At 56.2% G+C, this 23429-nt stretch carries 25 protein-coding genes and 1 tRNA gene; 13 read left to right on the top strand and 13 right to left on the bottom strand.

The features are described 5' to 3' along the window. Positions 1 to 97: 97 nt before the first annotated feature. The 3 genes from BC777_RS06550 (at position 98) to BC777_RS06540 (ending at position 1834) form a co-directional block, all read left to right on the top strand. The gene (locus tag BC777_RS06550) at positions 98 to 838 is read left to right on the top strand and encodes a leishmanolysin-related zinc metalloendopeptidase (protein WP_100367297.1); all 741 of its coding nucleotides are present in this window, start codon (positions 98 to 100) and stop codon (positions 836 to 838) included. Between the two features lie 72 nt (positions 839 to 910). Beyond that, positions 911 to 1273 carry a hypothetical protein gene (locus tag BC777_RS06545; RefSeq protein WP_100367296.1) on the top strand — a complete coding sequence of 121 codons (363 nt, stop codon included), beginning with the start codon at positions 911 to 913 and terminating at the stop codon, positions 1271 to 1273. A 63-nt stretch (positions 1274 to 1336) separates the two neighbouring features. Beyond that, a complete protein-coding gene (locus BC777_RS06540) occupies positions 1337 to 1834 on the top strand; it encodes a copper chaperone PCu(A)C (protein WP_100367295.1) in 498 nt (165 codons plus the stop codon). Between the two features lie 59 nt (positions 1835 to 1893). On the opposite strand, the gene BC777_RS06535 is transcribed toward BC777_RS06540, so the two are convergent. Together BC777_RS06535 and BC777_RS06530 are read right to left on the bottom strand one after the other, a co-directional pair. Beyond that, the gene (locus BC777_RS06535; protein ID WP_100367294.1) at positions 1894 to 2292 is read right to left on the bottom strand and encodes a hypothetical protein; all 399 of its coding nucleotides are present in this window, start codon (positions 2290 to 2292) and stop codon (positions 1894 to 1896) included. Beyond that, positions 2289 to 3491, bottom strand: coding sequence for a pyridoxal phosphate-dependent aminotransferase (locus tag BC777_RS06530; RefSeq protein ID WP_100367293.1), 1203 nt, complete (start codon positions 3489 to 3491; stop codon positions 2289 to 2291). The genes BC777_RS06535 and BC777_RS06530 overlap by 4 nt, the downstream gene beginning before the upstream one ends. A gap of 82 nt (positions 3492 to 3573) precedes the next feature. Between BC777_RS06530 and BC777_RS06525 the strand changes: the two genes are divergently transcribed. The 3 genes from BC777_RS06525 (at position 3574) to BC777_RS06515 (ending at position 4839) form a co-directional block, all read left to right on the top strand. Next, on the top strand, positions 3574 to 3960 hold the full coding sequence (locus BC777_RS06525; protein ID WP_100367292.1) for a helix-turn-helix domain-containing protein: 387 nt from the start codon (positions 3574 to 3576) through the stop codon (positions 3958 to 3960). A 1-nt stretch (position 3961) separates the two neighbouring features. After that, positions 3962 to 4234, top strand: a complete 273-nt coding sequence (locus BC777_RS06520; RefSeq protein ID WP_100367291.1) for a succinate dehydrogenase assembly factor 2 — start codon at positions 3962 to 3964, stop codon at positions 4232 to 4234. 83 nt (positions 4235 to 4317) lie between these two features. Next, positions 4318 to 4839, top strand: a complete 522-nt coding sequence (locus BC777_RS06515) for a MarR family winged helix-turn-helix transcriptional regulator (RefSeq protein WP_100367290.1) — start codon at positions 4318 to 4320, stop codon at positions 4837 to 4839. Positions 4840 to 5106: 267 nt separating this feature from the next. Here BC777_RS06515 and BC777_RS06510 read toward each other — a convergent pair whose 3' ends face one another. From BC777_RS06510 to BC777_RS06475, 8 genes are all read right to left on the bottom strand, one after another. Then, positions 5107 to 5832, bottom strand: coding sequence for a DUF1194 domain-containing protein (locus tag BC777_RS06510; protein ID WP_100367289.1), 726 nt, complete (start codon positions 5830 to 5832; stop codon positions 5107 to 5109). Beyond that, on the bottom strand, positions 5829 to 6458 hold the full coding sequence (locus tag BC777_RS06505) for a DUF1194 domain-containing protein (protein WP_100368031.1): 630 nt from the start codon (positions 6456 to 6458) through the stop codon (positions 5829 to 5831). The genes BC777_RS06510 and BC777_RS06505 overlap by 4 nt, the downstream gene beginning before the upstream one ends. Before the next feature lie 56 nt (positions 6459 to 6514). Next, positions 6515 to 6943, bottom strand: coding sequence for a VOC family protein (locus BC777_RS06500; protein WP_100367288.1), 429 nt, complete (start codon positions 6941 to 6943; stop codon positions 6515 to 6517). A gap of 100 nt (positions 6944 to 7043) precedes the next feature. Then, positions 7044 to 7118, bottom strand: a tRNA-Glu gene (locus BC777_RS06495). Between the two features lie 74 nt (positions 7119 to 7192). After that, entirely contained in the window at positions 7193 to 8956 is a 1764-nt protein-coding gene (gene recJ, locus BC777_RS06490) for a single-stranded-DNA-specific exonuclease RecJ (RefSeq protein ID WP_100367287.1), read from the bottom strand. Between the two features lie 86 nt (positions 8957 to 9042). Further along, complete coding sequence (glpX, locus tag BC777_RS06485) at positions 9043 to 10008, bottom strand: class II fructose-bisphosphatase (RefSeq protein ID WP_100367286.1); 966 nt, start codon at positions 10006 to 10008, stop codon at positions 9043 to 9045. A 70-nt stretch (positions 10009 to 10078) separates the two neighbouring features. Continuing rightward, complete coding sequence (locus BC777_RS06480) at positions 10079 to 11365, bottom strand: homoserine dehydrogenase (RefSeq protein WP_100367285.1); 1287 nt, start codon at positions 11363 to 11365, stop codon at positions 10079 to 10081. Positions 11366 to 11419: 54 nt separating this feature from the next. Beyond that, positions 11420 to 11650 (bottom strand): hypothetical protein, encoded by a 231-nt coding sequence (locus BC777_RS06475; RefSeq protein ID WP_100367284.1) that lies wholly within the window; start codon positions 11648 to 11650, stop codon positions 11420 to 11422. Positions 11651 to 11735: 85 nt separating this feature from the next. On the opposite strand from BC777_RS06475, the gene BC777_RS06470 reads away from it, so the two are divergent. Continuing rightward, positions 11736 to 12323: a TetR/AcrR family transcriptional regulator gene (locus BC777_RS06470; protein WP_100367283.1), complete on the top strand. Its 588-nt coding sequence runs from the start codon at positions 11736 to 11738 to the stop codon at positions 12321 to 12323. Positions 12324 to 12372: 49 nt separating this feature from the next. After that, positions 12373 to 12849 carry a hypothetical protein gene (locus tag BC777_RS06465; protein ID WP_100367282.1) on the top strand — a complete coding sequence of 159 codons (477 nt, stop codon included), beginning with the start codon at positions 12373 to 12375 and terminating at the stop codon, positions 12847 to 12849. On the opposite strand, the gene BC777_RS06460 is transcribed toward BC777_RS06465, so the two are convergent. From BC777_RS06460 to BC777_RS06450, 3 genes are read right to left on the bottom strand one after another with little or no spacing between them, the layout of a single operon-like run. After that, a complete protein-coding gene (locus tag BC777_RS06460) occupies positions 12846 to 13439 on the bottom strand; it encodes a TadE/TadG family type IV pilus assembly protein (protein ID WP_100367281.1) in 594 nt (197 codons plus the stop codon). The two genes, BC777_RS06465 and BC777_RS06460, sit on opposite strands and share 4 nt — an antisense overlap. Beyond that, entirely contained in the window at positions 13436 to 14008 is a 573-nt protein-coding gene (locus BC777_RS06455; RefSeq protein ID WP_100367280.1) for a TadE/TadG family type IV pilus assembly protein, read from the bottom strand. The genes BC777_RS06460 and BC777_RS06455 overlap by 4 nt, the downstream gene beginning before the upstream one ends. A gap of 16 nt (positions 14009 to 14024) precedes the next feature. After that, positions 14025 to 15821 carry a TadE/TadG family type IV pilus assembly protein gene (locus BC777_RS06450; RefSeq protein WP_100367279.1) on the bottom strand — a complete coding sequence of 599 codons (1797 nt, stop codon included), beginning with the start codon at positions 15819 to 15821 and terminating at the stop codon, positions 14025 to 14027. Between the two features lie 496 nt (positions 15822 to 16317). On the opposite strand from BC777_RS06450, the gene BC777_RS06440 reads away from it, so the two are divergent. From BC777_RS06440 to dnaG, 5 genes are all read left to right on the top strand, one after another. Continuing rightward, the gene (locus BC777_RS06440) at positions 16318 to 17571 is read left to right on the top strand and encodes a sarcosine oxidase subunit beta family protein (protein ID WP_100367277.1); all 1254 of its coding nucleotides are present in this window, start codon (positions 16318 to 16320) and stop codon (positions 17569 to 17571) included. Positions 17572 to 17620: 49 nt separating this feature from the next. Then, positions 17621 to 17884, top strand: coding sequence for a sarcosine oxidase subunit delta (locus BC777_RS06435; RefSeq protein ID WP_100367276.1), 264 nt, complete (start codon positions 17621 to 17623; stop codon positions 17882 to 17884). Beyond that, positions 17881 to 20778, top strand: a complete 2898-nt coding sequence (locus BC777_RS06430; protein ID WP_100367275.1) for a sarcosine oxidase subunit alpha family protein — start codon at positions 17881 to 17883, stop codon at positions 20776 to 20778. Before BC777_RS06435 ends, BC777_RS06430 begins: the two co-directional genes overlap by 4 nt. Next, a complete protein-coding gene (locus tag BC777_RS06425; RefSeq protein ID WP_100368030.1) occupies positions 20771 to 21292 on the top strand; it encodes a sarcosine oxidase subunit gamma in 522 nt (173 codons plus the stop codon). The genes BC777_RS06430 and BC777_RS06425 overlap by 8 nt, the downstream gene beginning before the upstream one ends. Before the next feature lie 90 nt (positions 21293 to 21382). After that, positions 21383 to 23347: a DNA primase gene (dnaG, locus tag BC777_RS06420; RefSeq protein WP_100367274.1), complete on the top strand. Its 1965-nt coding sequence runs from the start codon at positions 21383 to 21385 to the stop codon at positions 23345 to 23347. Positions 23348 to 23429 lie beyond the last annotated feature (82 nt).

Below are 23429 nucleotides of genomic sequence, written 5' to 3'. Positions count from 1 at the left end.
CTTTCCGGCAATATCTTGCACGATGCGGGCGACCGGCATTGGATAGGTGTGACTGGGGCCACGTTGCATCTAGTCTTGTAGTCAAAGGAGAAAGAGCATGATAACGCTTGAATTCACCGGCGATATGTCCGCCGCGCGTCGTGAGGTGTTTGAGACCTCAGCCCGGCGCTGGGATAATGTGTTGAACACTGCCTTTGATCCTTTGGATGTTGATGGCGAAACATTAACCGGACTGTTGATCGAAGCGAGTATCGAAACGATTGATGGACCCGCTGGTGTTCTTGGCCAAGCAGGGCCAACAGCACTGCGCGAAGACACCGGATTGCCTGTCACTGGGATCATGCAGTTTGATGACGCAGACATATCCAAGCTGGAGGCCGAGGGTAGCTTTGCCGATGTAATCCTACACGAGATGGCGCATGTTCTGGGCTTCGGCACTTTGTGGACGATGAACGGGTTGATCGCGGCCAGTGGTACAAACGACCCACGCTTTACTGGCCCTGCCGCTGCGCGTGAATTTGAGGCATTGATGTCTGATGACGGCCCCTTTGTGCCGATTGCCAATACCGGTGGGGAAGGGACACGCGAGGGGCATTGGCGCGAGCTGATTTTCGGGGATGAGCTGCTGACAGGCTTTTTGTCCGGCGCGGATCGCCCGCTCAGCCGGATGTCCATCGCGTCGTTCGAAGATCTTGGGTATCAGGTTGATTACAGCACCGCCGACCCCTTTGCTTTGCCAAGCTTTCAGCAACTGGCCTTGATGGGTATTACAGAGGCGGTGCGTATTTGCGATCTGTGCCGCGTTGACAGGCCCGAGCCACGCATGGTGCCTTGTTAGGGCGCAGCTGACAGACAGCCACGCATTTCGGGTCTGGCGCGGGTCAGGCACGCGGTCTATATCAAAGTTGTTATGCACCGTCTGATCATTCCATTCGCGCGTCTTTTTGTCATTCTGGCCATCGCTGTTGCGATGACGGGATCAGGCTTTGGGCATCGCGTTGCAGCCTCAGAGGCTGACGAAAGCCTGCTGGCCTATGTTGCAGCCGGTGGTGCACTTGATGATCTTTGTGGTCAGGGCGGATTTGGTGCTGGTGGCTATGACACCTGTGACGCTTGCCGTCTGATGGATGGGGCCGTGGTACCAGTCAGTGGAACTGCTGGTCTGCCGGCGATTAATGCCAGCCTTTTGCAAGGACAGATCATCGCGGCTGTCGCCCCCACTGCCCAAGTCATCAACCTGTCTTGCCCGGTTCGCGCACCCCCGGTGGTTTGATCCTTTCCAACCTGAATTGATCAAACACCTGTGGCCCGAAGTGGCCCACACCGGAGACCGAATATGAAACCGATGTCTTACGCAGCCATTGCTGCCCTTTGCGCCTTTGCAAGTACCGCAAGCGCGCATGAATACAAAGTTGGCGATCTTGTCGTCGATCATCCTATGGCTTTTGAAACCGCCCAGACCGCACAGACGGCGGGTGGCTTTATGACCATCACCAACGCGGGCGGCACGGATGATCGCCTTGTGGCGGTTGAGGCTGACTTCCCCCGTGTCGAAATCCACACCACAGAGATGGATGGTGACGTTGCCCGCATGATGCAATTGGAAGACGGCATTGTCGTTCCCGCAGGTGAAAGCATCACGCTGCAGCCGGGTGGCTTGCATGTGATGTTCATGGGTCTTGGCGGTGATCCGTTTGAAGTGGACGAGGAAGTGCCTGCAACATTGATCTTCGAAAATGCAGGCCGCCTTGATGTGACTTTCAATGTGGAAAAGCGCACGATGGAGGGCCATGGTGGTATGGACCATAGCGAGATGGACCACAGCAATCACTAGGTATACCTAAGATGTGAAACGGGCCGGACAGCGATACGCGCTGTCCTGCATTTTTTGACCTAGCCCCGCGCCGCCCGATCTGCCTTTTTGCGCACCAGCACGCTGCGCAGATCGTGCATCGCCATTAGTAAATCATCGGTGATCTGATCTAGCTGGGCATCACTCGCCTTGGCCTGCGCCCATTGGGCTGTTAGATTCAGGTGATCAATGGCGCGGTGAATGTCATCTACATCGCGCGCAGCCAACACTGCCAGCCGCGTCTGCATCCAGTCATTGATTGCGGCTTCTTCTGCAGCACTTAGCGTATTGTCGCCCTGCGCTTTGTAATCACCCCGGTTAGTGTTCACCACGGCGATCTGGTCCATCTCGATCCGCCGTTCGCGGTTTTCGGTGTTGATCCGAAAAACTGCCGCGCCATTGTCGCGAATGCGAAAGTAAAGCTCTGGCAGGTCCGTCATGTCAGCCCTTCACAGAACATGATGATCCGCTCGCAGGCTTCTTTGAGTGCGGCGTCCGAGGTGGCATAGCTGACGCGGAAATTGGGGCTGAGGCCGAAGGCCGCACCAAAGACGACGGCGACCCCGGTTTCTTCCAAAAGGGCGGTCGCGAAGACCTCGTCATTGTCGATGACAGTGCCCGCTGCTGAGGTTTTACCAATGCAGCCGGCAATCGAGGGGTAGACATAAAACGCGCCTTCGGGCTGCGGGCAGACGATGCCGGGCGCCTTGTTCAGCATGGACACGACCAAATCGCGGCGGCGTTCGAAAAGGGTGTTGTTGGGTGCAAGGAAATCCTGCGTGCCGTTCAGCGCCTCGACCGCCGCATGCTGGCTGACCGAACAGGGGTTTGAGGTTGACTGTGACTGCACCTTGCGCATTGCCTTGATCAGCCGTTCTGGCCCGGCGGCATAGCCGATCCGCCAACCTGTCATTGCATAGGCCTTGGATACACCGTTGACCGTTAATGTCCGGTCGTAAAGCTGCGGTTCGACCTGTGCGGGCGTACAGAACTTGAAGTTCCCATAGGCCAGATGTTCGTACATATCATCCGTCATGATCCACACATGAGGGTGGCGCAGCAGCACATCGGTTAGCTCTTTCAACTCTGACCAGCTATAGCCCGCCCCGGTTGGATTGGACGGAGAGTTGAACAGGAACCATTTGGTTTGGGGGGTAATCGCGGCCTCTAGCTGGGCTGCCGTGATCTTGAAGTTGGCCTCAAGCGAGGCCTCCACTGTCACAGGCGTGCCACCCGCCAGCAGCACCATATCTGGGTAGCTGACCCAATAGGGTGCAGGAATGATCACCTCATCACCGGCGTTCAATGTCGCCATGAAAGCGTTATAAAGCACCTGCTTGCCACCGGTGCCCACGGTGACTTGCGATGGTTCATAGGGTAGATCATTGTCGCGGCTGAACTTGGCGCAGATCGCCTCTTTCAGTTCTGGAATGCCATCGACGGCCGTATATTTCGTCTTGCCTGCCGCAATCGCGGCGACGGCGGCGTCTTTGATGTTCTGGGGCGTATCAAAATCAGGCTCGCCTGCGCCAAGGCCAATCACATCGCGGCCTGCGGCCTTGAGTTCTGCCGCTTTGGTTGTCACAGCGATGGTGGGGGACGGTTTGACGCGGTCGAGTGTCGCAGAAAGAAAGGTCATCAGGTCATCCAATGGTAAATACGCGGTGCCTGTGACATAGAACGCGCACAGGTTGAATGGCAAGCAATTGAAGGATGGCAAGATGGCACAGAATGAAGACTGGTACGGTGCAGAGACGGCAACCTTTGGTGATCGCTTGGCAGGTGCGCGTGATGCTGCGGGGTTGGATCAACAAAAACTGGCAGAAAAGCTGGGTGTTAAAGTGTCCCTTATTCGGGCGTGGGAAAATGACCTCAAAGAACCACGCGCCAATCGTTTGCAGATGCTATCCGGTATCATCGGCGTCTCGATGAGCTGGCTTTTGACGGGTGAAGGTGAGGGGCCAGAAGCGCCGGATGAAGGCAACATGATGAGCACTGATGTAAAGGATTTGCTGGTTGAAATGCGCGCGCTGCGCGGGCAGATCGCGCAATCGGGCGAAAAACTCGGTCGCCTTGAAAAACGGTTGCGCGCAGCCTTGAAGGATTGAGATGACAGAGACCCGTGAAATCATGATCAAACGCCTGCGCATGCGATCCATGCGGCGCGGCATCAAAGAGATGGATGTCATCCTGCAGGCCTTTGCGGATGCACATCTTGATGAGTTCTCGGATCAGGCCTTGTTGCTTTATGATCAGCTACTGTCAGAGAATGATCATGATATCTACGGTTGGATTGGCGGGCAGTTCTCAACGCCAGCGGTATATCTGGACCTTGTAACACAGATTGCCCGAGGGGCCGAAGGCGTCACGCGACCGGGATAATTAATCGCAAATGTTTCGTTTAACTGATTCTTCTTTGTTTCGCTTTATCTCCAAGTCGCAGACAAAGAATGGAGCAGTAAATCATGAGTATTCACCCGGATCTGGACCAGCCAGATGGTCGTGATATGTCGCCCGCACGCAGTGCGGCATTTATGGATAGCTACCTTGATGCGCTCAATCTGGTGGAACGGCTGCACCGATTGTTGCTTGATGTCATTAAGGACGAATTTGAACGCGTGGGATTACTTGAAATTAATGCCGTGCAAGCGCTTTTGCTTTTCAACGTCGGCGATAATGAGGTCACGGCCGGTGAGCTGAAATCGCGCGGCTACTATCAAGGTTCAAACGTGTCCTACAACCTCAAGAAACTGGTTGAATCCGGTTATATGCACCATGAACGCAGCGAAATTGACCGCCGATCTGTGCGGGTCCGCCTGACTGAAAAGGGGCGCGGTGTTCATGTTCTGATAACGCGATTGTTTCGGACACACTCTGAAGGGTTAATGGACCGTGGTGTGCTGGATCAAGAAGGTGTGGAAGACATCACCGTCGCCCTGCGCCGGGTTGAGCGGTATTGGACGGAACAAATCCGATACATCTACTGATTTACGATAAAGTAAGAAAAATTGTGTTTAGTTGGGTTGTCTGGTAGAAAATATCGCGTAAATTTTCATATACTACCAGAGTGAGTAACGAGGATAACGGTTTAATTGGGCTGGTACGCTGGAGTGCCAGCCCATTTCGTTTTCTGGCATTCAGATTTTCAACGATCAATATGCAACGCGACCGGGACCTACCGAAACAGCCACTCCGACAACGGCTTTCAGCTCTTTTCTGCTGACCCGTTCAAAAAAACACACAGCCAATGCACATCATCTATCCAGTCCACGCCTTTCCTCAGTTTGTCCAACGGTCAAGGCAGAAAGCTCGCGCAAGAGCTTGCGTTCCATGGTCGCAGCATAATCATCATAGCTTTGTGCCACCTCGACAAAGGCGACAGGTCCACGAATGACGTTTTCGCGATAGTAAACTTCTAGATCAACAAGGGCATCGCGGCTCACACGATCACCGAAAAAGTTACCAGAGCCCACAACAAGCCCGTTGACCGTCACACCGGTCGGGGTTTGCGCATCCGGAATGTCCTCAGGCAAGGGGCCGGTGTTGGTTTCGCCGTCACCAGATAAATCCAGCGTGCGGACCCAACAGTCCGACTGTTGCTCAAGGTAAGAAAACCCCGCCAAAAGAGCCGAGCCGACCGCGGTTGTCGGTGCCGGCACCCCGCGCTGATGCGCGCGCAAGCGCGCGGTGATCGCGGCGAGGTCTGACGGTGCGTTGATTGTCGTCCAGGGCACAATAACGGTTTGATTGACTGGCCCGCTCCACTCAAACACTTGAATGCGGACGGGTGCATCGGGTTGCAGGAACAGGATGTCAACGACGACGGGCGCGTTCAGGGCGGCGATCACGCCTTCCAATTGCAGGGTATATTCTGAGCGGTCGACCGAACTGGACACATCCAGCCCCAATGATAACGCCTGCCTGCACGCAGCCTGCGCCACCGCCGGTAGAAAAAGCATAAACAGGCAAAGCCGGATCATCCCGGCACCCTTTGCAAGGACGTATTGCGGCCAAGTACCTGCGTGAATACCTCACGCAGCAGCTTGCGTCGCATGGCATTTTCAAAGTCGGTAAATCCTTGCGCCACTTCAATAAATGCGGTGGGACCGCGGATCACATGCGTCTGAAAATAATCCTGTACGGCGCGGTCATCCCTTGCAATGACAAGCCCATTCACCACGACACCCTCAAAGGGAAAAGTTGCATAGGCACCGGCGGGGCCAAAGCTTTCATTGTTGATCCCGTCACCGGCCAGATCGATCGTCTGAGACAGGCAGACTGGCGCATCTTGCAGTTTGGTTGCCGCATACCCAAGCGCGTGTCCCATTGCCGTGGGCTGGCCACTTGCGCCGCGCTGACTGCGCGACAGCCCGTCAGCTGCTATCTCCAGATCAGCGGGTGTATTGATAAGCACCCAGTCCAGCAAATCGGTCTGATGCCCGCGCCCGCTCCATTCGAAAGCCATGAGCGCGACGGGATCCGCGCTGACAAAAAATGCAGCTTCCACCTCTGGTGCAAGCAAGGCTGCCGCAAGCCCATCACGCAGCAACTTGTCTTCGCGGGCATCAACCGAAGATGACACGTCAAGCGCCAGAACCAACGCCAAGCGGCAGGCCGCAGCGGGCGCCGCCGCAAGGCACAGGCATGATAAGAACGCAGCCCTTACCAATGCCCGGTGTTTTCCATGCTGGCCCAAGGTTCGGCAGGGGGTAGGTTATCGCCTTCCTGCAACAATTCGATCGAGACGTTGTCTGGCGACCGCACAAAGGCCATATGTCCATCGCGCGGCGGACGATTGATGGTCACACCGTTATCCATCAAATGCTGGCAGGTCTCGTAAATATTTGGCACGCGGTAGGCCAGATGTCCAAAATGACGGCTATCATCAGGCAACGCATCATCGCCATCCCAGTTATAAGTCAGCTCGACAGGGCAATCCTCTTGTCCGGGTGGGGCCATGAAAACAAGCGTGAAGCGACCGCCTTCGTGATCAAAACGCCGCGTCTCTTTGAGACCAAGCAGGGCGTAAAAGGCCATGGATTTCTCCAGATCTTTGACGCGGACCATCGTGTGTAGATACTTCAAGGACATCGGCTTCTCCCATCGTGATGATTTGGGACAAGCCTAACCGACCGGTCACAACAGTAAATGGCCAATGCGCAATTCTGATTATGGATGTCTGGAAAACCAATGGCAGTCCCTAGGGGAATCGAACCCCTCTTTCCAGGTTGAAAACCTGGCGTCCTAACCGATAGACGAAGGGACCGCAGTTGGTGCGCTGCTTTTAGGGAAACTGATTGCGGCGCGCAAGAGGGTTTTTTCGTTTTTTGCGTCGGATTGTCAGTGTGCTGGCGCGGCGTCCTCTAGCCGTAGCTGAACTGATTGCCGCCCTTGCCATGTATTGATTTCCAGCCGCCCGGCGAGATGAAATCGGGCCCCATTGTGGTTCATCAACATAGGTCCCATTGGGCCATCCATGGCGCCGAAACTGATTGCCTCGATCCGCCCGCCCAGCCCATCTCCAAAGCTGATCTTGAGGTGGTTAGCACCGACCTGTTTGGCGAAATGAATCTGGCAATCAGGAAAGGCAAAGCGCGGGGCAGGGGCGCCGGCACCAAAGGGACCTGCATTCTCGATTTGGTTGATGAGGTCGATGGTTGCAGCACCGGGCATCAGAATGCCGCTGATATTCAGGTCAGCAGGTCCGATATCGGCAGCTCCTTGTTTGGCCAGCAACTCCCCAAGCCGCGCCATCGCGTCATCCAGCTTGTCGCGCGCCACGGTCAGCCCCGCCGCCATTTTGTGACCACCGCCTTTAATCAGTAACCCTTCCTGCGCTGTCCGCTGGATCGCCGCGCCAAGGTCGATGCCCGAAACGGACCGCCCCGACCCTTTGCCCTCAACGCCTTCCAGCCCGATCACAATGGCGGGGCGGTTCGTTGCTTCCTTCAGACGCGCCGCTACGATGCCCACAACACCGGGATGCCAGCCTTCGCCCGCGGCCCAGACCAGCGGTCCATCCAGACCGCGCGCGGTCGCTTGCTCCAATGCCAGATCGCGCACCTGCGCTTCGACCGCGCGTCGGTCAGTGTTCAGTTCATCCAGCTTTGCGGCCATCGCCTCGGCTTCGCGTGGATCATCGGTGGACAGTAGCCGTGCGCCAAGGTCTGCCTTGCCGATCCGCCCGCCCGCGTTCACCCGTGGCCCCAGCAGAAAGCCCAGATGATAGCTTGTCGGGGCTTGATCAAGGCCCGCCACATCCGCCAGCGCTGTGAGCCCCACCCGGTGACGGCGCGCCATCACAGTCAGCCCCTGGCGCACAAAGGCCCGATTGACACCAACCAAAGGGGCCACATCTGCAACGGTCGCCAGCCCCACCAGATCAAGCATCGCCATCAGGTCAGGGCCTTTCTGTCCCGCCTCGCGCAACTGTCGGTTCACATCCACCAGCATGAGGAACACAACACCCGCGGCACAAAGATGTGCTAGATCGCCCGTTTCATCCTGCCGGTTCGGGTTTACGACAGCGACGGCATCGGGCAGGATTTCACCACCCAGGTGGTGATCCAGCACGATGACATCAGCCCCCACAGCCGCAGCAATGGCCCCGTGCGAAAGCGTGCCGCAATCAACGCAGATAATCAGATCGTGGTCCTTGGCCAAACCCGCCATTGCCGCGTCATTGGGCCCGTAACCTTCGTCAATCCGGTCCGGAACATAAAGCGTCGCCTCCCGCCCCATTTCCCGCAGCCAAGTGATCAGCAGCGCGGCAGAGGTGCCGCCATCAACATCGTAATCGGCGAAAACGGCGATGCGTTCAAGCTTACCTACAGCGTCCAAGAACCGCGCTGTAGCATGGTCCATGTCCTTCAAAACACGCGGATCAGGCAGTAAATCGCGCAGCGTTGGGGCCAGAAACGCAGACACATCCTGCGCTTCAACACCGCGGCGCACCAACACACGGCATAAGGCCGCAGGAAGGCCCGTCTCTTGGGTCATCGCCTCGGATAGACGGTCTTCTTCCCCGGTCGGACCGACCCATCGGCGGCCAGTTGCAGAGGTGTCGACGTTCAAGAACGCAGGTTTATCTAGTGGTGTGCTCATCGACGAACACAATATGCGCCAGCCATCCGTTTGACCACGGGTTCCGCTTCATCTTGGTCAAAAAACTCCCGCCGGAGGCTCCGACCCTATCCAACAGGGTTACGGTAAATCATCCGGCGCACCGATCCTGTCTTGGACCGCATCAGGATCGTCTCAGCCGTAACAAAGCCAACCTCGCGTTTGATCCCCGGAACCAGTGATCCGTCGGTCACACCTGTTGCCGCAAAAATCACGTCGCCTGTCACCATATCATCACGTGTATAGACCCGGTCAAAATTCGTGATGCCGGCCTTTTTCGCACGTCCGCGTTCGTCATCATTGCGGAACATCAGGCGACCAAAGATCTGTCCACCCATGCATTTGAGCGCAGCGGCGGCCAATACGCCTTCTGGTGCGCCGCCAGACCCCATATACATATCAATCCCCGTCAGATCAGGTTCTGCGCAATGCATCACACCGGCGACATCACCATCGGTGATCAGGCGGATGGCCGCACCTGTCTCGCGTAGTTCCGCGATCATATCTTCGTGGCGCGGGCGTTCCAGCACACAGACTGTGATGTCATTGGTGGAGCAGCCTTTGGCGGCAGCAAGGGCCGAGACACGTTCGGCAGGTGACATATCCAATGTCACCACGCCGGGGCGAAAGCCCGGACCAATCGCCAGCTTGTCCATATAGACATCTGGAGCGTGCAGCATTGATCCGCGCGGCCCCATCGCAATCACGGCCAATGCGTTTGGCATATCTTTCGCGGTCAGTGTTGTGCCTTCCAGCGGATCCAGCGCGATATCCACGCCGGGGCCTTTGCCGGTGCCAACCTCCTCACCAATAAATAGCATCGGCGCTTCGTCGCGTTCGCCTTCACCAATGACGACGACGCCCGCGATATCAAGCTTGTTGAGTTGGGTACGCATCGCGTCAACCGCCGCTTGATCGGCCGCTTTTTCATCGCCGCGCCCGATCAGTGGTGTGCAGGCGATCGCGGCGGCTTCTGAGACGCGGGCAAGGCCCAATGAAAGATTGCGGTCATTGAAGTCAGGTGCGCTGGGCATGATTATTGGTCCTTTATTGGCTCACCCACCCCTAAAGCCTGTCACTGCCGCGACGGCAAGCCTGTTTGCGCTAAACCGCCTCAATCCGGATCGCGACCGGGTCGCTGACGACAACACCTGTTGCTTTGAAATCGACCAATGCCTCTTCCAGTGCTGTGCGCGTGGTTTTATGCGTGACTATCAGCACAGGTGCTGATGTGTCTTCATGGCCGTATTGGCGCATCCGGTCGATGGATATACCTGCTTCGCCTAAGGCATGTGCGACTTTGGCCAAAGCACCGGGTTTGTCGATCAATTGCATCCGCAGGTAATAGGGGGCCGGCACGGCAGCCCGTGCTGCGCGGGCCTTGCGCAGGGTTTTTGCAGGCTGCCCAAAGGTCGAGACCCGCAAGCCGCGCGCGATATCCATCACGTCACCCATCACAGCGCTAGCCGTGGGGCCTTCGCCCGCACCGGGGCCGCGCAGCACGATTTGTGTGACAGAATCGCCTTCCAGCACGACCATGTTCGTGCCGCCCTGCAATTGCCCCAGAGGCGACGTGTCAGGCACCAGACAAGGTGACATGCGCTGTTCCAGCCCGCGTCCCGTCATCTGTGCCACGCCCAATAGCTTGATCTTATACCCCATATCAGCGGCCTGGTGGATGTCTTCAATGGTGACCGATCCGATGCCTTCCAGCTCTACCGCGTCGAAATCGACCTGCGTGCCAAAAGCGATGGATGACAAAAGCGCCAGCTTATGCCCCGCGTCAATGCCGCCCACATCCAGTTCCGGGTCCGCTTCAAGGAACCCCAACTGGTTCGCCTCATCGAATACCGCTTCATAGCTAAGTCCTGCGTCCTCCATCCGGGTCAGGATGTAGTTGCAGCTGCCGTTCATCACACCCATGACCCGGGTGATCTCATTGCCCGCCAAACCTTCGGTCAGCGATTTGACGACCGGAATACCGCCTGCAACAGCCGCTTCAAAACGGATCACACGACCTGCGTCTTCCGCCGCTTCGGCAAGCGCTTGGCCGTGGATCGCGAGCAAGGCTTTGTTGGCGCTGACTACATCTTTGCCAGCGGAGATTGCCGCTTCAGTTGCTTGTTTTGCGGGTCCTTCGTGACCGCCCATAACTTCAATGAATACGTCAATATCGGGGCGTTTTGCCAAGGTGACCGGATCGTCCTCCCATGCGTATGAGGACAAATCCACATCGCGGTTCTTGGTCTTGGAGCGGGCAGATACCGCTACAATTTCAACCGGGCGTCCGGCGCGGGTGGCCAACAGATCACCGTGTTTTTGCACGATCCGTATGATGCCCACACCCACGGTGCCAAGTCCCGCGATCCCAAGGCGAATAGGTGTTGTCATATGTCCGGGTCCATCGTTGTCATTTATCACGACGGGTCTAGCGAAAGCGCAAGGCTACTGCAACGTAGCGATGTCAGTCTGACGGATACGGGCAGCGCGGGCTTGCAGCGCATCAACGCGCGTTTGCAATGCCGCCTCGGGGTCGCCGGATGCGGCGGGCAGGGCCGGCAGTGGGGTCAGGTCCGGGTAGGGGGCCTCGCGGGCGGCATCACTGATCGTGCCTTCGAGTGCGGGGAAGGTCGCGCAGGCTGACAGAAGCAGAAGGGTGATGAGGGCATATCGCATGTCGGCACACTATCCGTGCTGTACGGGCCGGGGCAACCGCTGATCAGGGGTTTCCAAATGAACAAGCGTTCAGTTAAATGGCACCATGGCACGCAAGCAAGGCTCCCACTCTGATATCACTGGCCCGAAAGTGCGCGATGCTGCATTACGTTTGATCGCGCAGCATGGCTATGCAGCCGTTTCCATGCGCCAGATTGCGGCGGAGGTGGGGATACAGGCCGGCGCGCTTTATAACTATACCCCCGATAAGCAGACGCTGCTTTATGATCTGATGCGCGGGCATATGACTGATTTGCTGACGGCATGGTCTTTGGCGGATCAAAAGGGTGGTCCGATGGTGCGGCTTGAGGCCTTCACCCGCTTTCATATCCGGTTTCACTTGCCTCGGCCCGATCAGGTTTTTGTTTCTTACATGGAACTTCGTAACCTGTCGGAGCAGAATTTTGCAGCGGTCGAGGCGCAACGCCGGGAGTATGAGGATGCATTGGAAGGCATTCTACGGGCAGGCGAGGCCGCGGGTGTCTTTGCTGTGCCAGACCCGCGCATCACCACGATGGCGCTGATTGCGATGCTGACGGGCATCAGCAATTGGTATCGGGCCGGGGGACGTCTGGAGACCGACAAGATCGAAGCGATCTATTGGGATATGGTGCGGCGCAGTGTGACGGCCTAGGCAATCGGCGCGCTGTGCGGTAAGGCGTCTGGAACAGCGGAGGTGGATCATGTTCCAACCAGATGAAGACGGCATTTATGCGCGGATTGAAGCTTCGCCCGCGCGCCGGATTTTTGCCTATGTGGTACAGTTCGGTTTGGGCGCATTACTGATCTACGTCACGCTGGCGATGCCACCCTCGCTGCCCTGGATGATCTTTATGCTTAGTTTTGGCGTTCTGATGCTTTGGCAGGCGGAACGGATGCGACGCGCGACGACAGTTACGCTGACGCTGACCGAAACGGATTTGCGTGATAGCACCGGGACTGTTCTGGCCCGTATTGACGAAATCCGCAGCGTGGAGCGGGGTACGTTTGCTTTTAAACCTTCCAATGGGTTCAGCCTTGTCTTGCACAAGAGAAAGCCCCGCGCATGGCTGCCGGGGCTTTGGTGGCGTTTTGGGCGTCGTGTGGGGGTAGGGGGCGTGACGCATGCAGGTCAGTCAAAATTCATGGCCGAGCGGATCAGCATGATGATGAGCGACTAACTACATCTTTCGGTGCCATTATTCTGTTTGAAACAAAGCCGTATGCCGCGGGGACGAATGATCATGTCCTGCGTGAACGTAAGATCTTCCAGATCAGTGACCACAAACGGGCCGAGGCCAATGTTAAACGGCGCATCATATTGGGTGCGCGTCTCGATAAAAATATTCTGGTCCAGTTCATTCATTGGCGGCAAACGACCTGCGGCAGCGAGATCAGCGAGATCACTGTTGGTTAAATTTCCACCCATCCCACGATTGCGGGACCAAACCCGACGGTAGGTATTGTCGCTTTCCCGAAACCTGTAAACAGTTACACGAAGATCCGGATTGGCCTCTTCAAAGGTCAGTTCACGCAGCACTTCGCGGGCGCTATCGATATAGGTATTGTCTACCATATCTTCACGGCTGAACATTTCAGCAATTGTAATTGTCGCACGGACAGAGTTCGTCTCGACCCGGTACACATCGAAGTAAACGTAAGTCGACAAGAATACCCACACCAGAATGGGTACCACGAGAACGAGTTCGATTGATATGATCCCCCGCTCATCGTCACGGAACCGTCTTGCAAAGGCAGCTATGCTATTCATGAATCTTCTTCCGCTCTGAAAGGTTCGACAACGAAAGCACTGGTTGCAAATAACGCGTAAGAAGCCCCTGCAACATCATCGTTACCTTCAACCAATGCCTTACCCAGGTTTGATGAAGGCAAGAAGGGATCTATCCGAATGCAAGCACGCAAAAAGATCAATTCATTATTTGCGGTCTCATCAATTGTCGTGTCAGAGTCGCGATCAATGTCGCTTCGATCAACACACGCGATCTCATCATCCAGTGGAACCCAGTCAACGGTTGGGTCCCGCTGAATCATTTCAAGCTCGAGCTGTCTTTCGCAATCAGGCAAAATGCCAGCATTTTTGCAAATTTTAGTGCGCAACTCATCACGCATATCATCTGGATCGGCTTCGGCAATGATCCCAATACGAACCTGGCGGACCGTGACATCGACGCCATGTTCAAGCATCACCTGCCGCGCAGACAAAATGCCTGATTCGTAAGTCATTAGGAAAAAGCCGAAAAAAATGGGGAACACCAAAACGATTTCAATCGATGATGTGCCCTTTTGATCGTTCCAAAACTGATGCAATAGGTTTTTCATTGTCAAAAGCCCTTCGTTACTGGCTCAAACGCAAGGCAGTAATTTGGTCAGCGATTGCACCGAAAATTTCATTAAGTCCAACGCCATCTTCATCAGATGTAATTGACGATACAAAGGCATCAGCACCTTCTGTGGCACAATCCGTCATGGTGTCATTCACCAATCCCATAGAAATTGTGAAAACTTTGTAGCTACCATGATCATTGTACTCATCACGTACCAATTGGCAGAGTGAATCAAGCTTTTCATTAAGTTCCGTTGTACTACCAATAGATTCAATTACATAGTTCAGCCCAGCCGGGTCGTCGTCATCTGGCCAGCGTGTGCTGTTCAAACCATCGTCGTCGATATAGCGTTTTCCCGAAGACTCCGAAAAACCAAGCCTTTCGTCATAAGTGTCGTAGTAGTCTTCACCAGTATAATTTGGGTCATCGACAATTGCCTCTCGCTTAATGCGACTTGACGACACTGTCTGCCCATCTGTCATGATAACAACGTATTTCTGCGTTGTTCCGTCCCCGTATTCAACTGGTCGTATACCACGAAACGCGTCATCAACCGTTGGGATGCCATCAATCAGGTCACGCATAGTTGGATCGAGTAGCGAAACGCCCCACTTCATCCCGCGATGGATAGACGTGTTAACAGTTGGGGTATAATTATTGATCGCGTCCTGCAGTTCATCAACGTCTTGCGACATCACAATTATGCCATGGTCAGGGTCCACCGAACACGGTGCCCACCAAAAACTTGAACCGCTTCCGTAGAAGTCAACATATTCAACTTGCTGATAGACCCGCTCAGTATCAAACTCGAGCACGTCGTACTCGTCATCATGAAATGTCACACAACGGGAGGGGTTAGTGTAAACATCCTCACCGTCATCCCAACTCGCCGTGACAGGTGAAAAGTCAGGCGTCACCAAAGTTGCACCTTCCGTCCCCTCCTCCACCTCTTCTCCGGCGTCATTTACCCAAGTATATTCAAAGGGTTCAGCATAGGTATTTGTGATACCATAAGAACTGCCAACTTTATTGTTCACGTTGATAGAATCCGGTGTCGTACGCAGTGCTGTATAAAGATCATCGCCCAGTCGGACGTGCTGTGAATAGGCGATCAAATTAATAGATACACGGTCTTCATATTCTGGCTGCAGCAGGTCTTCGATGAACTGGTTCGCGGCTTGTTGTAGAAAAAACAAACGTGTTTCTGTACGCCATTCAGTAACGATATTCCCATCGTCATCAAATGTCTTGTTCCCGTCAGCGTCGAGCACATAGGCATCACCCTCCATGTCGCGGCCCATGGACCCGGAAATATCGAGGACCAGTGATATCTCAACATTACCCGTGCCTTCGATTGCGGATGCCGTTGCAGGCGCGGTCAGTGTATCGATGCCGATTAGGCGGAGGTAGAAAGTGTTGACGTCAACAGCAGATTCCAGCGTAATCGTACTGCCGTACCGGTCTTTATCAACGTTTGGCGTGCCGACGATCGCGTCAGCATATCCTTCCGCCGTGAAAAAATCTGTAATGATTTGTTCTCCGTCCCCTTCGTTGTTCAGGTTCGCAGCGGCAAGCACGGCGCGGTCGGATACGCTTTGCAGTTGGGTTCGTTCTGACTCAAAACGCATGAAATCAACGGCCATCCCGCCAACAACGAGCATCGAGATCAGCAAGAGCAAAGTGAGGACGATCAACCCCCCATCTTCATCCTTGCGGAACTGACGGATAAAGGCCAGCTGTTCAATATATGCGCGGCGCATATCCCGAAGCTTTTCCGCTTTGCTTTGATGACGTTTAAAATGCAGCATTTCTTCATATCCCCAATCGATGACGCGGAAAAAGCACGCCGAGACAATTTAATTTCACACGTTTTATCATAACGATCACAGCGATGTGGCAAAAAAATGGCCCTGTAAGGGGAGCTGCGTAAAACGTCGCACATCTGACGCCACACTCAATAAAATAAGCCTCTACTGTCTATTTTTTAGAAACAATTCCGCAACTTATCTGATGACGTTGCTGCGAGCGTTAATTTAGCGTTAACCATCTATCCGCCGGTTTGTGCCTCTTATGGCGAATCACTCATGATCAATGGCTTTGAAATCTGATGTTTTTAAGGGGGCACACACCCCTCCAAACGGGGTTTGCGCCGCTGGCCGCCACGGTGCTTTTGTTTGATTTGCATGTGCAAGTGTTTTTGGCTCGCGCCGGACAGGTCGCGCGTTGTCGCCGCAATGTCGAAAAGAAGACATGCATCCCGCGCCGCGCCTTGCTACGCTCGGTTCGGACCAAAGGGGATGCGGCATGGGATATTCCGGCCTTCGCGTGATCAAGGAAGGGTTTTTTGGCCAGAAGGGCTGGAAACCGGTTTGGCGCGATCCCGCGCCAAAAGCCGCGTATGATGCCATCATTATTGGTGGTGGTGGGCATGGTCTGTCGACGGCCTTTTACCTCGCCAAAGAGCATGGGATGACGAACATCGCCGTGCTTGAAAAAGGCTATATCGGTGGCGGCAATGTCGGGCGGAACACCACCATCGTGCGCGCCAACTACTTTCTGCCCGGCAACTCTGAATTCTATTCGCATTCGTTGAAGCTGTGGGAAGGGATGGAGCAGGAGTTGAATTACAACGTGATGCATTCGCAGCGTGGCTTGATCAACCTGTTTCATTCGGATGGGCAGCGCGATGCCTTTGCGCGGCGCGGCAATGCGATGATCAATCAGGGCGATGATGCGATTCTGCTGGACCGGGACGGGGTGCGGGATATCCTGCCATACCTTGATTTCGATAACGTACGGTTTCCGATCTACGGCGGCCTCTATCACCCACGCGGCGGGACGGCGCGGCATGATGCGGTGGCTTGGGGCTATGCGCGGGGTGCTGATCAGCGCGGCGTCGATATCATCCAGAACTGCGAAGTCACAGGGATTGATATCGAAGATGGTGTTGTGAAGGGCGTGCAGACCACACGTGGTGTGATCAATGCCAAGAAGGTGGGGATCGTGGTCGCCGGACGATCAGGTCAGGTTGCGGCCATGGCGGGGATGCGTCTGCCGATTGAAAGCCATGTGTTGCAAGCCTTTGTGACCGAGGGACTGAAGCCTGTCATCGACCATGTGGTGAGCTTTGGCATCGGGCATTTTTATATTAGTCAATCGGACAAAGGTGGTCTGGTCTTTGGCGGCGACATTGATTTCTACAGCTCTTACGCTGCGCGAGGGAACCTGCCAATGAAAGAGCATGTCATGGATGCCGCCATGACCCTGATGCCGATGATCGGCAAGGCCAAGGTGCTGCGATCCTGGGGCGGGATCATGGATATGACGCCGGATGGGTCACCGATTATCGACAAGACGCCGACCGAGGGGCTCTTTATCGACTGCGGCTGGTGCTATGGCGGGTTCAAAGCGGTGCCGGGGTCTGGGTTCAGCTTTGCGCATCTGATGGCGACCGGGAACCATCATGAACCGGCAGCCAAATACCGCTTGGATCGGTTTCGGACTGGTGTTGGTTTGATGGATGAAGAGGGCACCGGCTCTCAGCACAATCTGCACTAGGGACGGGCATCGGATTTGAGTTTTTTGGCCAAGATGAAGAGAGCATGACATGCGCATAACCTGCCCCAATTGCGGGACACGCGACCGGCGCGAATTCTATTATCTAGGCGATGCGCTGGCGTTGGACAGGCCTGCTGAGGATGCGGGTTTGGGTGCCTGGGATGACTATCTGCACAGTCGTGACAACCCTGCTGGAGAGACCCGTGATCTGTGGTGTCACGAGGCTGGGTGTGGTGCGTGGCTCATCGTGGAGCGCAACACGGTGACCCATGCCGTGCATAAGGCGACATTGGCTGAAAAGGTAAAGCGATGAGGCTGCAGGCCCCTGAAAACATGGTGACGTTCACCTTTGATGGTCGCAGAATCAAAGGCGTGCCGGGTGAACCTGTATCGGCGGCTCTTTTGGCAAATGGGATCAAGCTGGTGGCGCGCTCGTTCAAGTATCATCGCCCGCGCGGCGTGATGTCTGCGGGCGCGGAAGAGCAGAACGCATTGGTCACGGTCGGGCAGGGCGCGCAGGCGGAACCGAATGTGCGGGCCACGACTCTGGAGGTGTCCGAGGGGTTAGAGGTGTCGAGCCAGAACGCCTGGCCATCGCTGCGCTATGATATGATGGCGGTGAACGACCTTATCTCGCCGTTTCTGGCTGCCGGTTTTTATTACAAGACCTTCATGTGGCCGCGGAGTTTTTGGGAAAAGCTATATGAGCCGGTGATCCGCCGTGCTGCCGGATTGGGCGCGTTGAGTGGTCAGACAAACCCCGACACATATGAAAAGGCTTTTGCATTTTGCGATGTGCTGGTGATCGGCGCGGGGCCTGCGGGGCTGATGGCCGCTTTGACCGCCGGGCGGGCGGGGGCCGATGTGATCATCGCGGACGACGATACGGCGATGGGTGGCCGCCTGCTGCGCGAGTGCGAAGATATTGAGGGCAAGCCTGCGCGAGAATGGGTTTTAGATGCGCTGGCGGAACTTGATGCGATGCCCAATGTGCGCCGCATGACGCGCACGACTGTCACCGGCGCTTATGATCAGGGTACATATGGTGCGCTTGAGCGCGTGGCTGGTCGGTTTGCGCCTGACAAACCGTTGGAGTGTTTTTGGCGCATTGTGGCGCAGCGCGCGATCCTTTGTGCGGGCGCGTTGGAGCGGCCAATTGCCTTTCCCAATAATGACCGACCGGGCATTATGATGGCGAGTGCGGTGCGCGCCTACGTCAACCGTTGGGGGGTGACGCCCGGCAAGGCTGTGACCGTTTTTGGAAATAATGACGATGCGCATCGGACGGCACGCGATCTGGCCGCAGCCGGGATCAAGGTGGCGGCAGTCATCGACAGCCGCGATGATGCGAAGGTGGCCGGTGACTACCCCATCTATACTGGCGCACAAGTGATTGCGACCAAGGGGCGGCACGGGTTGCAAAGCATCACGATCCGTCACAACGGGGGCACGCGTATGGTCCAGACGGATTGTCTTGCCATGTCAGGCGGATGGAATCCGACCGTGCATCTGACCTGCCATATGAACGGGCGGCCGACATGGCGCGAGGATATTGCGTCGTTTGTGCCGACGCCACAGAGCATTCCGGGCATGGTCACAGCGGGGGCCTGCAACGGCAGCTTCACGACGGCGGCTTGTTTGGCAGAAGGCGCTGCCGTTGCCGCTGAGGTCGCGGCGGGCCTTGGGTTGAAACCCAAGGTGACGGTTCCTGATGCGGATGGTACGGCCTATGCTCTGGCGCCGCTTTGGGCCGTGCCGGGCAAGGGCCGCAAATGGATTGATTTTCAGAATGATGTCCATGTGAAGGATATCAAGCTGGCTGCGCAAGAAAACTTCCGGTCGGTCGAACATATGAAGCGCTATACCACCCAAGGGATGGCACCGGATCAGGGGAAGTCATCGAATGTAGTGGCTTTGGCCGTACTGGCCGATGCGACGGGGCGCGGTATTCCTGAGACGGGGACCACGACTTTCCGTCCGCCTTATGTGCCCGTGTCGATTGCTGCGATGGGGGCGGGCAGTCAGGGGAAGGGCTTCGCTCCGGAACGGTTCACGACCTCACATAAGGCGAGCGTCGCGCGTGATGCGCCGATGATCGAGGCGGGGCTGTGGTATCGCCCCAGCTATTTCCCGCAGATGGGAGAGACCCATTGGCAGCAATCCTGTGACCGTGAGGTGGGTTATGTCCGCAATGCGGTGGGTGTTTGTGATGTGTCGACCTTGGGCAAGATCGACATTCAGGGGCCGGATGCGGCGGCGCTGCTCGACTTTGTCTACACCAATATGTTCTCGACCCTGAAGGTGGGCCGCGTGCGTTATGGTTTGATGCTGCGCGAAGACGGGCATGTGATGGATGACGGGACCACGGCGCGATTGGGCGATACGCATTTCGTGATGACGACGACAACTGCGGCTGCTGGTCTGGTCATGCGCCATTTAGAGTTTGTGTTGCAGGTCTTGCGCTCTGATCTGGATGCAAAGGTGATTTCGGTGACTGAACAATGGGCGCAGTTTGCTGTGGCTGGCCCGCAGGCGCTGGCATTGTTGAATACGGTTTTGGATCAAGATCTTGATGATGAGATCTGGCCTTTCATGGCCTGTGGAGAGGTGGGTGTTTCTGGCGTGCCGGGGCGTTTGTTCCGCATCTCATTCTCAGGCGAACATGCCTATGAGGTTGCGGTTCCATCGCGTTATGGTGAAAGCCTGTTCCGTATGCTGACTGCACAGGCCGAGGTGATGGGCGGCGGGCCCTACGGGATGGAGGCGTTAAATGTACTCCGGATCGAGAAGGGCTTTGTCACCCATGCGGAGTTACATGGTCGGACCACCGCTTTCGATATTGGCATGGCACGGATGGTGTCGGCCAAGAAAGACTGTATCGGTAAGGCTGCGGCGGCCCGTCCGGGCCTATCCGATTGGGGGCGTCAGCAGTTGGTTGGGTTGCGCTCTACAAACGCGCTGACAGCAGGGGCGCATTTGTTCGAGAAAAATGCGGCTGAGACGCGGGGCAATAGCCTTGGGTATACGACTTCGGTTTGTTATTCGCCGACGCTTCAGATGCATTTGGCGCTGGGATTTCTTGAGAATGGTCGCGCGCGCCATGGCGAGGTGATCAAGCTGCGCGATCATCTGCGCGATGTGACCGAAGAGGTCGCGGTTTGTGATCCGGTCTTCTTTGATCCAACCGGAGGGCGCGCGCGTGGCTAAGCTGATTGCATTGACGCCTTGCGCCGGGCTGTTGCCGGTCTCTTCTGGCGGTGTGGAGGTGGCGGAAGTTGTCTTTGACCGGCTGATGTCGGTGTCGCCCTTTGCGGGACAAGAAAGGGCGGTATCGGCCAAGTTGAAAGAGCAGGTCGGTGCAGGGCTTTCGAAGATCAACCGCCGATCTGGTTTGGTGACGTGGTTTGGGCATGGCACTTGGATTGTGGCCGGTGATGTGGCGCTGGGCGGTATGGCAGCTGTGACCGATCAGTCGGATGCCTGGGCTGCCGTTTCTATTTCTGGTGCGCGTGCCACGGATGTGTTGGCCCGTTTGGTGCCTATCGATCTGGGCGCATCTGGTTTCAAGACCAACCATGTGGCGAAGACGATGCTGGGGCATATGTCTGTCACCATCACGCGCGTGGGGCCGGATGCCTTTGAGATTATCGTGATGCGATCAATGGCGCGGACTTTGGTGCATGATCTGGATGTCGCGATGCGTGGGGTTGCGGCGCGCTAGGCGGCGAAGGCGGGATTGCCTCCGGCGGAAGTTTGATGGGACGAAGAAAGAGCAGTGGCGAACCGCTTTGGCTTGCGCGATAATGCGAGAATGAGCTTGCCACCCGGATTCTTGGATGAACTGCGCAATCGACTGTCTTTGGGGCAGGTCGTGGGCCGGAAGGTTATTTGGGACACCCGTAAATCCAATCAAGGCAAGGGTGATCTTTGGGCGCCGTGCCCGTTTCATCAGGAAAAGACCGCCAGTTTCCACGTCGATGACCGCAAAGGTTATTATTACTGCTTTGGTTGTCACGCCAAAGGCGATGCCATCACATTTGTGCGCGAGACCGAGAATGTGGATTTCATGGAAGCGGTGAAGATCCTGGCCGGTGAGGCGGGGATGACTGTACCTGAGCGCGACCCGCGTGCGCAGGAAAAGGCTGATGCGCGGACTGTGTTGGTCGATGTGATGGAGCAGGCGGTGCAGTATCATCGGTTGCAGTTGCAGACGGGGGCTGCAGCAGAAGCGCGCGACTATCTTGAGCGTCGCGGTTTGAGTGCTGAGGCACAGGCCCGGTGGGAGATTGGCTTTGCGCCAGCGCATGGCGGTGTACTAGAGCAGTTGACCGGCAAAGGGGTTGATCAAAAGCTGATCATTGATGCCGGATTGGCTGCCGAGAGTGACCGTGGCAGTGGCCTTTATAATCGGTTCCGCGACCGTATCATGTTTCCGATCCGTGATGCGCGAGGCCGCGCCATTGGCTTTGGCGGCCGTGCGATGGACCCGAACCATCCCGCGAAATACTATAACTCGCCGGAAACACCGCTGTTTGATAAGGGCCGCAGTCTGTTCAACCACGGGCCTGCGCGCGAAGCGGCGGGCAAGGGTAAGCCCCTTGTCGTGGCCGAAGGTTATATGGATGTGATTGCTTTGTCGGAGGCCGGGTTCACGGCGACAGTTGCGCCGCTTGGCACGGCGATCACCGAGGATCAGCTGCGCCTGATGTGGCGGATGGCGCCAGAGCCGATCATTGCGCTTGATGGCGACACCGCGGGTTTGCGCGCGGCAATGCGGGTGATTGATATCGCGCTACCGCTTTTGGAAGCAGGGCAATCATTGCGCTTTGCATTGATGCCGGAAGGGCTTGATCCTGACGATTTGATCAAGACGCAGGGTGCGGGGGCCATGCAGCAACTGTTGGATCAGGCGATCCCGATGGTGCAGCTTTTGTGGCGGCGAGAGACAGAAGGGAAGACCTTCGATAGTCCAGAGCGTAAAGCGGCCCTCGACAAAGCGCTGCGTGAAAAGATCAAGTTGATCGCAGACCCATCGATCCGCAACCACTATGGCCAAGCGATTAAGGATATGCGCTGGACGCTCTTTTCCAATCGTAAAGCCGCACCGGTGCGCAAGCAGCGTGGCGCGTGGCAACCTCGCCAAGACGCTTGGAAACGTGATGTCAGCCCGGTGGCCACGTCACGCAGTTCGGCATTGGCATCGGGTGCCACTGATCAGGATCATTTGCGCGAAGCGGTCATCCTGGCCACCATGATCACTGCCCCGGCAGTCGCCCCCGAATTTGAGACGGCTTTGGAACAATTGGATAGCCGCGATCCGATGCACCGTGATTTGCAGGCCTGCCTGCTGCGTCATCTTGGCGCAGACGATCTGCGCGATGCGATAATCAGCGATCTGGGCGAGGCCCCCCTTGAAAAGCTTCTTGCGCAGAACCATGTCCGCATCAGTCCCGCTATACGGCGTGGCGGCGATGCAGAAATCGCGCGCCTTTGTCTGGCCGAAGAATTCGCCAAGCTGACCACCCGTCGGGGCCAGGCCCGCGAGATTGAAGACGCTGTTGAAGATCTCAGTGGCATTGCAGATGAAGGGCTTACATGGCGTTTGGCCGAAGCATCCAAAGCGGTGGATCAGGCCGGGCGTGGGGACGATGATGACAGTGCCGAATACGCTGTTGGCGAAAACGGAGCCTTGATGAAGAAAGATGAGCAGAGCGCATTTGATCAACTTCTTGAACAAATTGGCTTTGCTAAAGGCGATGAACGGCCTAAGTCGTAGTTTACGCAACAGATAACAAGAACAATCAGCGACCTGCTTGCGAATCACCTCAATGCGAGGTTGATTCGAAATTAACCGAATC

This window comes from Yoonia maricola (assembly GCF_002797915.1).
GTDB lineage: Bacteria > Pseudomonadota > Alphaproteobacteria > Rhodobacterales > Rhodobacteraceae > Yoonia > Yoonia maricola.
Note: the sequence above shows the minus strand (reverse complement) of the source record. Positions and strands in the feature narration are given on the sequence as shown.